Genomic DNA, 12,872 nt, shown 5'->3' with positions numbered 1-12,872 from the left:
ACTGTAGCGCGACGAGTCAGTCGGCGTGCTGCAGGTAGTCGGCGACCGCGCGCGGCACGTAGGGCGCGACGTCGCCGCCGAGCGAGGCCACTTGACGCACGAGAGAGCTCGACACGTGGGCGTTCGCCGGGTTCGGCAGCAGGAACACCGTCTCGACGCCGGCGAGGTTGCGGTTCACGATCGCCATCGGCGTCTCGTACGCGACGTCGACCTGCGAGCGGATGCCCTTCACGAGCACGCTCGCGCCGACATCCGTGCAGTAGTCGACAAGCAGTCCCATGCTCCACGAGGTCACGACGATCTCGCCCTCGATCTTCGCCTCGGCGATGGAGTCGCGGATGAGGTCGACGCGTTGCGCGATCGGCAGCAGCGCCGTCTTGGCCGGGTTGTGCACCACGACGACGTGGAGTTCGTCGAAGATGCCGGCCGCCCGTCCGATGACGTCGAGATGACCGAGGGTGACGGGGTCGAACGACCCGGGAACGACGGCGATCCGACTCATGTTCAAACCCTATCGTGGCGGCGTTACCGTTTCGTGACACGAGCCTGAGCGCGCGCCGCGATGCGCCGGGCGGGTCTCGATACGGCGGCTTCGCGCGCCTACTCGACCAGCGGGACCCGGGCGGCGGCCCCGGCGGCTGGGTCAGCTCTTCGCGAGGAAGTCGCGTTCGCTCTCGTCGAGCCGCCGGGCGAGGGTCTCCGCGAGGGCGGGCGTGCGGGTGAGGTCCGGGTCGTCCTCGATGAGCGTCGCGGCGAGGTCGCGGGCCTCGCTGATCAGCGCCGCATCCTTCACGACGCGCAACAGGCGCAGCGACGACCGACGGCCCGACTGCGTACTGCCGAGCACGTCGCCCTCCTGCCGCAGCTCGAGGTCCTTCTGGGCGAGTTCGAATCCGTCGAGGGTCGACGCGACCGCCTCGACCCGTTCCCGCGCGAGCGTGCCCGCCTCCGCGCGGGTGACGAACAGGCACAGTCCGGGCACGCTGCCCCGGCCCACGCGCCCGCGCAGCTGGTGCAGCTGCGAGACGCCGAAGCGGTCGGCGTCGAGCACGACCATCGTCGAGGCGTTCGGCACGTCGACACCGACCTCGATGACCGTCGTCGACACGAGCACGTCGATGCGTCCGGCCGCGAACTCGCGCATCAGGCGGTCCTTCTCGTCGCTCGGCAGGCGACCGTGCAGCGCCTCGATGCGGCGACCGACGAGCAGCGGATGCCCGCGCACGACGTCGACCATCTCGAGCACGCTCGCGATCCGTTCGGCACCGCCGTCGGCATCCGCCCCGTCGGTCTCGGGTTGCTCGTCCTCGGGGGTGCCCCCGCCGATGGACGGGCAGACGACGAAGCCCTGACGCCTCTGGTCGAGCTCCTCGGCGAGGCGCTCCCAGATGCGGTTCACCCACCCGGGTCGTTCCGCGAGCGGCACGACGTGGCTCGCGATCGGTGAGCGACCGGCCGGCAGCTGGGTGATCGTCGACACGTCGAGGTCGCCGAACACCGTCATCGCCACGGTGCGCGGGATGGGTGTGGCGGTGAGCACGAGCACGTGCGGCGGGGTGGCGCCCTTGAGGCGCAGCGCCTCGCGCTGGTCGACCCCGAACCGGTGCTGCTCGTCGACCACGACGAGTCCGAGGTCGTAGAAGCCGACGTTGTCGCCGAGCAGCGCGTGCGTGCCGACCACGATGCGCGCGGACCCCGACACCGCGGCGAGCAGCGCCTTCTTGCGCTCGGCGGTCGAGAGCTGCCCGGTGAGCAGGGTGGGTCGCAGGCGTGCCGCGAGGTCGGGCCCGAGGGTGCGCACGATGGAACGCAGGTGTTGGGCCGCGAGCACCTCGGTCGGGGCGAGCAGGGCGCTCTGACCTCCGGAATCGGCGACGGCGAGCATCGCGCGGAGCGCGACGAGCGTCTTGCCGGAGCCGACCTCGCCCTGCACGAGCCGGTTCATCGGCGCGCTCGCCGCGAGGTCGGCGGCGATCTGCTCGCCGACCGCCCGCTGGTCGTCGGTGAGCTCGAACGGCAGCGCCGTTTCGAACTCGGCGGCGAGCGCCCCCGGCACGCGCGGCGTCGCGGTGACGGCCCGCAACCGGGCGCGCTGCTGCAGCAGCGCCGCCTGCAGCACGAACGCCTCCTGGAACCGCAGGGTCGCCCGCGCCACGCCGAAGTCCGCATCCTTCTGCGGCCGGTGGATGAGTTCGAGCGCCCGGGAGTAGCTCACCATCCGCCGCTCGGAACGGATCGATGCGGGAACCGGGTCGTCGAGTTCTGGAAGGGTGTCGAGCACGACGCCGACGGCGTTCTGGATCTGCCACGAGGCGACGGATGCGGTGGCGGGGTAGATCGGGATGGGCGTCTCCGCCCACTTGCGCGCCCGCTCCCCCGCGGCGTCCTCGTCGAGCGGGAACAGCTCGTAAGCGGGGTGCGTCAGCTGCAGGTCGGAGCGGTACCGGGTGACCTTGCCGGCGAAGATGCCGCGCACACCGGGCCGCAGTTCGTTCTGCCGCCAGGCTTGGTTGAAGAAGGTGAGGCTGAGGCGGCCCCGCCCGTCGGTGATGATCACCTCGAGGATCGAGCCGCGCCGTTGGCGCATCTTGCGCTCCTGCACGCCCACGACCTCCGCGACGATCGTCACGTTCTCATCGAGCGGGAGCGTCTCGATGTCGCTCAGCTCCCCGTGCTTCGCGTAGCGGCGCGGGTAGTAGGCGAGCAGGTCGCCGACCGTGCGGAGGCCGAGGTTCCGCTCGAACGACGAACCCGTGCGCCCGCCGAGCGCGGTGGAGAGCTTCGTGTCGAGCGGGGAGGCCACGGATCGAGGCTAGCGCCGGCGGCGGACGGTCAGAGCCAGCCGACGCGCTTGAACACGGCGAACAGCGCCACGCTCGAGGCGAGCATGAGCAGGAGCGCGAACGGATACCCGAACGCCCAATGCAGTTCGGGCATGTGGTCGAAGTTCATGCCGTAGATCGACCCGATGAGCGACGGGGCGAACAGGATGGCCGCCCAGCCGGAGATCTTGCGGGCCTCCTCGGCCTGCCGGTTGCTCGCCTCGCTGAGCCGCCGCGCTTCCTCGTTCTGCCGCTGGCCGACGAGGCTCGTGTGCACGGCGAGGATGTCGCGCAGCAGCGCCCGGAACTCCTCGATGCGTTCCTTCGCCTGCACGACGTGGTCGGACACGTCGCGGAGGTACTGCCGCAGCTTCTCCTCGACGTGGCCGTCGGCGAAGCCGCGCGCGAACGCCTGGATCATGCCGAGCAGCGGAACCACCGCGCGTTCGAACTCGATGACCTCGCGGTTGAGCTGGTAGATGCGCTTCGACACGGTCGGGTCGCCGTCGAACACCTGCGTCTCGATCTCGTCGATGTCGTTCGCGAGCCCCGCGACCACGGGCTTGTACCCGTCGACGACGGCGTCGAGGATGGCGTACAGCACGGCCTCCGGACCGTGGGCGAGGTGCTCGGGTGCCGCCTCCATGGTGCGCCGCACGACGGCGAGGTCCGGCGTCTCGGCGTGACGCACGGTGATGACGAAGTTGCGGCCGGCGAAGACGTGCAGTTCGCCGAATTCGACGCGTTCCTCGTCGTCGTCGTATTGAGCGGCCCGCAGCACCATGAAGAGCGTCTCGCCGTAGCGTTCGATCTTCGGTCGCTGGTGGGCGACGACGGCGTCTTCGACGGCGAGCTCGTGCAGCCCGAACTCGGCGGCGAGCGCATCGAGCTCGGGACGCTCCGGGCGGTACAGGCCGATCCAGGCCATCGCCTGCGGATGCGTGTCGAGGGCGGCGAAGGTGTCGGCGAGCGTCGCCGGCGAGGCGATGCGCGCCCCGTGCTCGTACAGCGCGTTGTCGACGATGTGGGAACGCGTCGCCGGCTCGATCGAGGTCACCCGGGAATCGTAGCCCTCCGTCAGAGCCGGAACCCGTACCCGCCGTCCTCCCGCACGGTGCGCCCGATCTGCGCGACGAACCGGTCGTCGTTGACCTCGAGCGACCGCAGGGCGCGGCCGACCTGACGTTCGGTGCGCTTGAGGAAGTTCATCGCGACCGTCTTCTCGGCGCCCGAGGCGTCGGCCCCGTCGCGCTCGAACACGGCGCTCGCCCGTCCGATGACCGCCGCTTGCGCGTAGATGCCGCTCGCCGCATCCGCCAGCCGCTTCTGGATGAGCTGCCGTTCCTGCACCCTCTTGCCGTGCTTGCGCAACGCCGCCTCGGCACGATCGCGCAACCGGGTGGTCTGGTCGGAGAGGGAGTTCACCTGACGGGCGAAGGCCGGATGCGCTCCGCGCAGCTTGTCGGGACGGATGCGCCGGTTGATGCGCCCCGAGACGTACGGCGCGAGCACCCCGACCGCCTTCAGCGGGTCGTTGATGCGCAGGCTCGCGACATCGGGCAGGTCCTCGCTGAGTGCCTTGAGTCCGTTGAGCGCGACGTACGCGCGCATGACGTCGTTGGAGCCCTCGAAGATCGGGAAGATGCGGAAGTCGCGCAGTGCCTTCGCGAGCGGGTGGTCGTTCATGAACGCGGTGCCGCCGTGCACCTGGAACGCCCGGTTGAGCGCGTACCAGCCGACGTCGCTCGCGACGACCTTCGTCATCGCGGACTCGAGGGAGAAGTCCGAGGTGCCGGCATCCACCATGCCGGTGGTGAGGTACGAGGTCGATTCGAGCCCGTAGATGGACTGCTCCATCCAGGCGAGCTTGTCCTCCACGAGCTCGAAGTCGATGATCTCCCGGTCGAACTGGCGCCGGGTGGTCGTGTGCTCGAGCGCGAGCTCGAGGAACCGCTTCATCCCACCGGAGATCGACGTGCCCATCGACATGCGGCCGTTGTTGAGGGTGTTCATGGCGATGCGGAATCCGTCGCCGGGCTCGCCGAGGAGGTTCTCCGCCGGCACCCGCACGTTCGTGAAGCGCACCCGCTGCAGGTGGTTGGCGCGCAGGCCCAGGGTGTCGAACCGCGGGCCCGTCTCGAGCCCGTCCATGCCCTTCTCGACGATGAGCGCGACGTGGCCGAGGTCGCTGCGGGCGAAGACGGTGAGCACGTCCTTGTCGCCGTTGCCGATCCAGCGCTTCTCGCCGTTCAGCAGCCACGACCCGTCGAACTGCCGCTCCGCCCACGTCTCGAGGTTGTAGGCGTCGGAGCCGACGTTGGGCTCGGTGAGCACGAACGCGGCGAGCTTGCGTCCGGCGGCGAGGTCGGGCAGCCAGCGCTCCTTCTGCTCGTCGGTGCCGTACAGGAACAGCGGTTTCGTGCCGATGGACTGGTGCACGCCCATGACCACCGACAGGCTCGCGTCGACGCGCCCGAACTCCTCCATCACGCGGCAGTAGCCGCTCTGGCTCAAGCCGAGTCCGCCGTACTTCTCGTCGACGAAGAGTCCGGTGAGCTTGCGCTCGCCCAGTTCGCGGATGGTGTCGTCGCCGACCCAGCCCTCCCGTTCAGCCTTCCAGGGGTCGTAGGTCTCGGTGAGGAACTCCCGCGCCGACGCGACCGCCGCGTCGACCTTCGCTCGCTCGCCGTCGGTCATGAGCGGGTAGGGCATCACGAGTTCCGACTGCACCTGGCCGAGGAACAGCGACTTCGTGAACGAGGGCTTCGGGGTGCGATCCACGCTGGTCATGGATCGGATTCTGGAGCTTTCCACGGTGGCACGCGGAATCAGTTGTGTCGCTCCTCCAAAGCGGAGGGGGCGAGCGCCGGTCGGCGTTGTCCGCTCACTCGGGTCGCATGTCGTAGGTGACCCACGGGGTGCGCTCCGCGATGCGGTCGTACCGGGCGCGGGCGCGGTAGTTGTCCTCCGCGGTGATCCAGCGCACGACAGACCAGCCGCGCTCGGCGGCGAGGCGGCGCAGCCGCGCGAGCAGGGCGTCCGCGACCCCCGACCCGCGGGCCTCCGGCTCGACGAAGAGGTCGTCGAGGTAGCAGCCCACCGAGCCGTTGAGGGGCCGCACGAACGGGCGCCAGTGCGCGATGCCCACGAGTCGCCCCTCCACCTCGGCGACGTAGGCGCCGAGTTCGTGATCGGGGTCCATGAGCCAGCCCCACACGAGGTCGTAGCTCTCCTCGCTCTTCTCCGTCTGGTAGAACTCGACGTAGCCCCGGTACAGGCGCCGCCACTGCTCGGCGTCGTCCGCCCGGATCTCGCGCACCTGCACCATCGGTCCTCCTCGTCCGCTCCGTCGCGGCACCGCCGCGTCCGTGCTCCCAGCATGACGTCGTCCTCCGACACGGCGCTACGCTCGACAGCGATGACCCGCATAATCGCCGGTGCCGCCGGATCGTTGCAGCTCAAAGTGCCGCCGTTCGGCACCCGGCCCACAAGCGACCGCGTGCGGGAGGCGATCTTCAGCGCCCTCGAGGCCCGCGACGCGATCACCGACGCTCGCGTGCTCGACCTGTATGCCGGATCCGGAGCACTCGGGCTCGAGGCGGCCTCGCGCGGCGCCGCCCAGGTGACCCTCGTCGACAAGGCGGCCGCGGCGAGCAAGGTGCTCGCGACGAACGCCGCGCTCGTGCGGCGCCGGGTGGACGAGGGCGTGACGATCACCGTCAGTTCGCAACCGGTGCAGTCCTTCCTGGGCGGCACGGCGGGGCCGTGGGACCTGGTCTTCCTCGACCCGCCGTATGAGCTCGGCGGCGCGGAACTCGTGCACAACCTCGAGGCGCTCGTGCGGGTGCTCTCCGACGACGCGGTCGTCGTGCTCGAACGCAGTGCTCGCGATCGTCCCCCGGAGTGGCCCGAGGGACTCGAGCTCGAACGCCGCAAGGACTACGGCGACACGGCGATCTACTGGCTCGGTCGCGACTGAGCGTCCACCCAGTCGCGCACCGTCGCGAGCGGCTCGGGAGTGAGGCGGTAGACCGAGCTCGTGCCGCGTCGCGTCGAGGCGACGAGACCCAGGTCTGCGAGCAGCCGCAGGTGCTGCGACACCGACGGCTGGGCGATGCCGAGGTCGGCGGTCAGCTCCCCCACGGTCCGGTCGGCGCTCCGGAGCAGTTCCAGGATGCGGCGCCGGCGCGGATCCGCGATGGCCGAGAAGAGATCGGCGCGCGCGGCCGTCTGCGGGCTCACCCGCGGGCCCCGTTCCAGTCGGCGTAGGGATCCCAGCCGCCCAGTCGGGCGTACGGCTCGCCATCGACGAGCACGCTCTCCCCCTCGACGACCAGCCCGATCGGCCGGAACCCCTCCGGAAGGGCGCCCTCCGGCGGGAATGTCGCGAGCAGGGCGTGCGCCTCCCCGCCCTCGAGTGCTTCGGGCGAGCCCACGTCCGCGAGCCGCAGGTCGAGAGCGACGCCGCTCGCCCGCGCGATGCGACGGGCGTCGAGGGCGAGTCCGTCGCTCACATCGAGCATGGCGGTCGCCCCTGCCCGTGCCGCGACGACCCCGAGCGTGATCGGCGGCGAGGGCCGCAGCTGCGCCCGCAGCTCTTCCGGGTGCCGCTCGGCGAGGCGGGCCGCGGCGTCGGCGTCGGGCATGCCGTGCGCATCCACCGCTTCGGCGAAGAGCAGACGGATGCCGGCCGCGGCGAGCGCGAGGTCGCCGGCCACGGCCACGACGTCACCCGGTCGGGCGCCGGAGCGCAACACCGGTGCCGCGCCCGCGAGGTCGCCGAAGGCGGTGACGGCGATGGTCATGGTGTCGGTGACCGAGAGGTCGCCGCCGACCACGCCGCAGCTCGGTGCGAGCGCGTCGCAGGCGTCCCGCAGCCCGTCGGCGAAGCGTTCGAGGGCGTCGACCGGGGTGTCGACCGGCACGGCCAGGGCGACCACGAGGGCGGTCGGCGCGGCACCCATCGCGGCCACGTCCGCCAGGTTGGTCGCCGCCGCCTTCCAGCCGAGGTCGTACGGGCTCGACCAGGCGAGCCGGAAGTCCGGGCCGTGCACCATCATGTCGGTGGTCACGACGGTCCGGCCGTCGGGCGTCGCGAGTACGGCGGCGTCGTCGCCCGGACCGATGATCGCCGAGGCGGCGTGCGGCAGTCGGGGGAAGATGCGGGCGAGCACGGCCTGCTCGCCGAGGGTGCCGAGGGTGTGCGCCGTCGTCATGGCTCAACGGTAGCCTGGAGGGGATGAACCGCCCGCGCCGTGCCACCGCTCTCGGGCTCGCCCTCCTCTCGGTGGCGGGCCTCGCCGGCTGCACCTCGACGGTGAGCCTCGAGGCGGCCGAGTACGCCACCGATCCCGCGTGCGCCGCCGTCACGGTGTGGTTGCCCGAAACGGTCGACGAGCTGAGCATCCGCGAGACCGACGCCCAGGCGACCGGCGCGTGGGGGGATCCGGCGAGCGTGCTGTTGCGCTGCGGCGTCGAGCCGCCGGCGCCGTCGACCCTGCCGTGCGTCACGGTGGAGGGCATCTCGTGGTTGCGCGACGACGCCGACGACCCCACCTACGTGTTCACGACCTACGGGCGCGAGCCCGCGGTGCAGGTCGTCATCGACTCCGACAAGGCCTCCGGCGGCATCGTGCTGAGCGATCTCGCCCGGGCCGTGCAGGAGACCGAGGCCGTGCGCGAGTGCGTCGACCCGGTCGAGACCCTCTGACGCCCCTCAGCCGCGCTCGAGTCGGCGACTCCATCGCCAAGAGCGCACCGGTGGCGATGCTTTCGCCAACTCGACGAGCGATTTCCGCTCAGCGGGCGGTCTGCAGGCCGAGCTGGATGAGCTCGTCGATCACCTCGGGGTAGCTCATGCCGCTCGCGATCCAGCACTTCGGGAACATCGAGATCGGCGTGAAGCCGGGCATCGTGTTGAGCTCGTTGACGACGAAACCGTCGTCGGTGAGGAAGAAGTCGACCCGCGCGAGCCCGGTGCCGTCGATGGCGAGGAACGCGTCCGCCGCGATCCGCTGCATCTCGGCGAGCTCCGTGGGGGCGAGGTCGGCGGGGCACACCAGGCCGGCGGCGTCCGGGTCGAGGTACTTCGCGTCGAAGTCGTAGAACTGTCCGGCGGCGGTCACGATCTCGCCCGCGACCGACACGCGCGGGGCGGATCCGTCACGACCGGCGAGCACGGCGCACTCGACCTCGCGGCCGGCGACGGCGGCCTCGATGAGCACCTTGCCGTCTTCGGCGAGGCCGACCTCCATCGCGCCGGGGAGTTCGTTGGGGCCGGAGACGCGCGAGACGCCGACGCTGGATCCGGCGCGGGCCGGCTTGACGAACACGGGCCAGCCGAGCTCCTCGGCGTCCGCCGCGACCGCATCCGGATCGGCGAGCCACTCCCGCGCGCTCACGGTGCGCCACGGGGCGACGCGGATGCCCGCGTGCTGCAGCACCGTCTTGGTGAAGTGCTTGTCCATGCCCACGGATGAGGCGAGCACGCCCGCGCCAACGTACGGCAGACCGAGCAGCTCGAGCATGCCCTGCAGGGTGCCGTCCTCGCCGTAACGGCCGTGCAGGATCGGGAACACCACGTCGATGTCGCCGAGCGACCGGATGCCGTCGCCGTCGACGACCCGCAGCTCGCGGTTCGTCGCGCTGTCGGGCCACAGGATGCGCGTGCCGTTGTCGACCACGGAGGGCAGTTCGGCCGACATCGCGAACTTGGCGGGGTCGTCGTCCTCGAGCACGAACGCGCCGTCGCGCGTGATCCCGACGGGGATGACCTCGTAGGTGTCGCGGTCGATGGCGGAGAGCACGCCGCCGGCCGTCGCGCAGCTGACGGAGTGCTCACTCGAACGGCCGCCGAACAGCAGCGCGACGCGGATCATGGGGGCTCCTCGGGGCGGGAGGACGCTCCGGGGCTACTCGCCCTGCGGTTCGTCCGTGTCGGTCGTCAGGTGGGGCGCGATGTCCCTCGGGGCCAGCGTACCGGCGAGCACTTCGGCCACCTGACTCACGATGGGCATGTCCACGCCCTTCGCCGCCGCGAGTTCGAGCACGGGCGCGACCGACGCGAGCCCCTCCGCGGTCTGGTTCATCTGCCGCACGACGGCCGAGAAGCTGTAGCCCTGGCCGAGCAGCCGCCCCGCCGTGTTGTTGCGCGAGAGCGACGACTCGCACGTCGCGATGAGGTCGCCCAGGCCGGCGAGGCCGCTCAGGGTCTCGGGCCGCGCCCCGTAGGCGACCGCGAAGTCGGTCATCTCGACGAGGCCCCGCGTGATGATCGACGCTTTCGTGTTCTCGCCGTAGCCGACGCCGTCGACGATGCCGATGGCGACCGCGATGAGGTTCTTCAGCACGCCGCCGAACTCGGTGCCGATGACGTCGTTGTTGACGAACGAGCGCAGGTACGGGTTCGTCGCGACGACCGCGACGGCCGCGGCGGTGTCGGGGTCGGTGCTCGAGACCACGGAGGCGGTCGGCTGCTCCTTCGCGATCTCCATCGCGAGGTTCGGGCCCGAGACGACGGCGACGCGGGCGGGGTCGATGTGCAGCTCCTGCTCGATGACCTCGCTCATCCGGAACCGGGTGCCCTTCTCGACGCCCTTCATGAGCGAGACGACGCGGGAATCGTCCGGGATGAGATGACGGATCGCGGCGAGGTTCTCGCGCAGCGTCTGACTCGGCACGGAGACGAACACCTGCTCGACCCCGTCGAGCACGGCGGCGACGTCGGAATCGGCGGAGAGGTTCGCCGGGAGGGTGATCCCGGGCAGGTAGTCGCTGTTACGCCGCGACCGGGTGATCTGCTCCGCGAGCTCCTGGCGTCGCGCCCACAGGGTGACATCCGCTCCGCCGTCGGCGAGCACCTTGGCGAAGGTCGTGCCCCAGCTGCCGGCCCCGAGCACCGCGACGCGCGTCAAAACCGCCCCGTCTCGGCCTGACCGTGCTTGGCCGGGTCCCAGCGCGTCTCGGGTGCCTTCTCGCCCCGCAGGTCCTCCAGCAGTCGCGTGATCGCGTCCATGACGTCCTCCGTCGCCTTCGTCAACGTGGCGGGGTCGAGCGGCTTGCCTCGGTAGGCCGACAGATCGACGGGGTCGCCGATCTTGATGACGATGTGCTTGCGCGGGAAGAGGCTGACCTTCTTGTCGTAGCGGGCCATGAGCTGCTGGCTACCCCAGTGCGCGGCCGGGATCACCGGCACGCCGGCCTGCAGCGCCATGCGCACCGCACCCGTCTTGCCGCGCATCGGCCACATGTCGGGCTCCCGCGTGAGGGTGCCCTCCGGGTAGATGATGACGCCGAGCTCACGCTCGGCGAGGGAGCGTGCGGCGGCGAGCGGGTCGGCTCCGCGGCCGGAGCGTTCGACCGGGATCTGCCCCGAGGCGCGCATGAGCGCCCCGAGGATCGGGATCCTGAACAGCGACGCCTTCGCGAGGAAGCGCGGCATCCGGTTCAGCTTCCACATGACGACGCCCATCACGATGGGGTCGATCTCGGTGTAGTGGTTCGGGGCGAGGACGAACGCGCCGGTCTTCGGCAGCTTGTGCCCGTCGCGGATCTCGTAGCGCGCGGCCATGTTCATGACCGGCAGCACGAGGCCCGCGAGGGTGTACCAGACCGGCGTCTTCTCCGAGCGCACCTTTTCGGGCCGGCGCTTCCCCGGTGTCTCCTGCGTCACCGCCGGGTCAGCTCGCGACGGAGAAGTCCGCGCCGAGGGTCTTCAGCTTGTCGATGAAGTGCTCGTAGCCGCGCGAGATGATCCCCACGTTGCTGATCGTCGAGCGTCCCTCCGCCGTCAGCGCGGCGATGAGGTGGCTGAATCCGCCGCGCAGGTCGGGCACGTGCACATCGGCGCCGTGCAGCTTCGTCGGGCCGGTGATGACCGCGGCCTGCTCGAGCGGACGACGCGGCACCCGGCGGGTGACCGACTCGAGACCCTGCTTGTGCACGGTGATGTCCGCACCCATCTCGATGAGCGCCTCGGTGAAGCCGAAACGGTTCTCGTACACGGTCTCGTGCACGATCGAGACGCCCTCGGCCTTCGTGAGGGCCACGACGAGCGGCTGCTGCCAGTCCGTCATGAACCCGGGGTGCACGTCCGTCTCGACGACGACGGGCTTGAGCGGGGTGCCGGGGTGGTAGAAGCGGATGCCGTCGTCTTCGATGTCGAAGGCGCCGCCGACCTTGCGGAAGATGTTGAGGAAGGTCATCAGCTCCTGCTGCTTCGCCCCCTCGACGAACACGTCGCCCTCGGTCGCGAGGGCGGCGGACGCCCAGCTCGCGGCCTCGTTGCGGTCGAAGATCGCCGTGTGGGTGTACCCGCGCAGGCTCTCGACACCCTCGATGAAGATGACGCGGTTCGGCTCGACCGAGATGATCGCGCCCATCTTCTGCAGGATCGCGATGAGGTCCATGATCTCGGGCTCGATCGCGGCGTTCTTGAGCTCGGTGACGCCCTTCGCGCGCACGGCGGTCAGCAGCACCTGCTCCGTGGCTCCGACGCTCGGGTACGGCAGTTCGATGTTGGCGCCGTGCAGGCCGTCGGGCGCGGTGAGGTGGATGCCCTCGTAGCCCTTGTCGACGATGGCGCCCATGGCGCGCAGCGCGTCGAGGTGGAAGTCGATGGGCCGGTCGCCGATGCGGCAGCCGCCGAGGTCGGGGATGAACGCCTCGCCCAGCTGGTGCAGCAGCGGGCCGCAGAACAGGATCGGGATGCGGCTCGAGCCGGCGAACGCGTCGATCTCGGCGAAGTGGGCGCTCTTGACGTTGCGGGGGTCGAGCACGAGCTCGCCGGATTCCGGTTCCGACACGAGCACGCCGTGCACCTCGAGGAGGTTGCGCACGACCTGCACGTCGCTGATCGCGGGCACATCGCGCAGCAGGCTCTCGGTGTCGCCCAGGAGCGACGCGACCATGGCCTTGGTGACGAGGTTCTTGGCCCCGCGCACGCGGATGCGACCCTGCAGCGGTTTGCCGCCGTTGATCACGATCTTGTCGGCGGTCATTCCGACCCGCGCTCCCGCCTTCTGGGCGTCTTCGACGAGTGAGTTCACGTGG

General features: G+C 70.6%; 13 protein-coding genes. 2 read left to right on the top strand and 11 right to left on the bottom strand.

Annotated features, from left to right (window positions below):
• Positions 1-16: 16 nt before the first annotated feature.
• The 5 genes from coaD to CLV46_RS06170 form a co-directional block, all read right to left on the bottom strand.
• Complete coding sequence (gene coaD / locus CLV46_RS06190) at positions 17-502, bottom strand: pantetheine-phosphate adenylyltransferase (RefSeq protein ID WP_100363965.1); 486 nt, start codon at positions 500-502, stop codon at positions 17-19.
• 141 nt (positions 503-643) lie between these two features.
• Positions 644-2,803 carry an ATP-dependent DNA helicase RecG gene (locus tag CLV46_RS06185; protein WP_100363964.1) on the bottom strand — a complete coding sequence of 720 codons (2,160 nt, stop codon included), beginning with the start codon at positions 2,801-2,803 and terminating at the stop codon, positions 644-646.
• A 29-nt stretch (positions 2,804-2,832) separates the two neighbouring features.
• On the bottom strand, positions 2,833-3,879 hold the full coding sequence (locus CLV46_RS06180) for a magnesium and cobalt transport protein CorA (RefSeq protein ID WP_245866580.1): 1,047 nt from the start codon (positions 3,877-3,879) through the stop codon (positions 2,833-2,835).
• Positions 3,880-3,899: 20 nt separating this feature from the next.
• On the bottom strand, positions 3,900-5,612 hold the full coding sequence (locus CLV46_RS06175; RefSeq protein WP_100363963.1) for an acyl-CoA dehydrogenase family protein: 1,713 nt from the start codon (positions 5,610-5,612) through the stop codon (positions 3,900-3,902).
• A 94-nt stretch (positions 5,613-5,706) separates the two neighbouring features.
• Positions 5,707-6,150 (bottom strand): GNAT family N-acetyltransferase, encoded by a 444-nt coding sequence (locus tag CLV46_RS06170; RefSeq protein WP_100363962.1) that lies wholly within the window; start codon positions 6,148-6,150, stop codon positions 5,707-5,709.
• Between the two features lie 90 nt (positions 6,151-6,240).
• Between CLV46_RS06170 and rsmD the strand changes: the two genes are divergently transcribed.
• Entirely contained in the window at positions 6,241-6,801 is a 561-nt protein-coding gene (gene rsmD / locus CLV46_RS06165; protein WP_100363961.1) for a 16S rRNA (guanine(966)-N(2))-methyltransferase RsmD, read from the top strand.
• Here rsmD and CLV46_RS06160 read toward each other — a convergent pair.
• Positions 6,780-7,064, bottom strand: coding sequence for an ArsR/SmtB family transcription factor (locus CLV46_RS06160; protein ID WP_157802248.1), 285 nt, complete (start codon positions 7,062-7,064; stop codon positions 6,780-6,782). The two genes, rsmD and CLV46_RS06160, sit on opposite strands and share 22 nt — an antisense overlap.
• A complete protein-coding gene (gene thiL, locus CLV46_RS06155; RefSeq protein ID WP_100363959.1) occupies positions 7,061-8,038 on the bottom strand; it encodes a thiamine-phosphate kinase in 978 nt (325 codons plus the stop codon). The genes CLV46_RS06160 and thiL overlap by 4 nt, the downstream gene beginning before the upstream one ends.
• Before the next feature lie 23 nt (positions 8,039-8,061).
• On the opposite strand from thiL, the gene CLV46_RS06150 reads away from it, so the two are divergent.
• A complete protein-coding gene (locus CLV46_RS06150; protein ID WP_100363958.1) occupies positions 8,062-8,532 on the top strand; it encodes a DUF3515 family protein in 471 nt (156 codons plus the stop codon).
• A gap of 88 nt (positions 8,533-8,620) precedes the next feature.
• Here the strand turns inward: CLV46_RS06150 and CLV46_RS06145 are convergent, their stop codons facing one another.
• From CLV46_RS06145 to murA, 4 genes are read right to left on the bottom strand one after another with little or no spacing between them, the layout of a single operon-like run.
• Positions 8,621-9,700: a D-alanine--D-alanine ligase family protein gene (locus CLV46_RS06145; RefSeq protein WP_100363957.1), complete on the bottom strand. Its 1,080-nt coding sequence runs from the start codon at positions 9,698-9,700 to the stop codon at positions 8,621-8,623.
• Between the two features lie 33 nt (positions 9,701-9,733).
• Positions 9,734-10,735 carry an NAD(P)H-dependent glycerol-3-phosphate dehydrogenase gene (locus tag CLV46_RS06140; RefSeq protein WP_100363956.1) on the bottom strand — a complete coding sequence of 334 codons (1,002 nt, stop codon included), beginning with the start codon at positions 10,733-10,735 and terminating at the stop codon, positions 9,734-9,736.
• Positions 10,732-11,493 (bottom strand): lysophospholipid acyltransferase family protein, encoded by a 762-nt coding sequence (locus CLV46_RS06135; RefSeq protein ID WP_342746103.1) that lies wholly within the window; start codon positions 11,491-11,493, stop codon positions 10,732-10,734. Before CLV46_RS06135 ends, CLV46_RS06140 begins: the two co-directional genes overlap by 4 nt.
• Before the next feature lie 7 nt (positions 11,494-11,500).
• Positions 11,501-12,868 (bottom strand): UDP-N-acetylglucosamine 1-carboxyvinyltransferase, encoded by a 1,368-nt coding sequence (gene murA / locus CLV46_RS06130; RefSeq protein ID WP_100363955.1) that lies wholly within the window; start codon positions 12,866-12,868, stop codon positions 11,501-11,503.
• Between the last annotated feature and the right edge of the window lie 4 nt (positions 12,869-12,872).

This window comes from Diaminobutyricimonas aerilata, assembly GCF_002797715.1.
Taxonomy (GTDB): Bacteria; Actinomycetota; Actinomycetes; order Actinomycetales; family Microbacteriaceae; genus Diaminobutyricimonas; species Diaminobutyricimonas aerilata.
The sequence above is the reverse complement of the archived record's forward strand: the minus strand, read 5'-3'. Positions and strand labels throughout refer to the sequence as shown.

Coding starts and splice junctions, on each gene's coding strand:
- CLV46_RS06170 (WP_100363962.1), bottom strand. CDS start 6,150: ATGGTGCAGGTGCGCGAGATCCGGGCGGACGACGCCGAGCAGTGGCGG.
- thiL (WP_100363959.1), bottom strand. CDS start 8,038: ATGACGACGGCGCACACCCTCGGCACCCTCGGCGAGCAGGCCGTGCTC.
- CLV46_RS06175 (WP_100363963.1), bottom strand. CDS start 5,612: ATGACCAGCGTGGATCGCACCCCGAAGCCCTCGTTCACGAAGTCGCTG.
- rsmD (WP_100363961.1), top strand. CDS start 6,241: ATGACCCGCATAATCGCCGGTGCCGCCGGATCGTTGCAGCTCAAAGTG.
- CLV46_RS06145 (WP_100363957.1), bottom strand. CDS start 9,700: ATGATCCGCGTCGCGCTGCTGTTCGGCGGCCGTTCGAGTGAGCACTCC.
- CLV46_RS06150 (WP_100363958.1), top strand. CDS start 8,062: ATGAACCGCCCGCGCCGTGCCACCGCTCTCGGGCTCGCCCTCCTCTCG.
- coaD (WP_100363965.1), bottom strand. CDS start 502: ATGAGTCGGATCGCCGTCGTTCCCGGGTCGTTCGACCCCGTCACCCTC.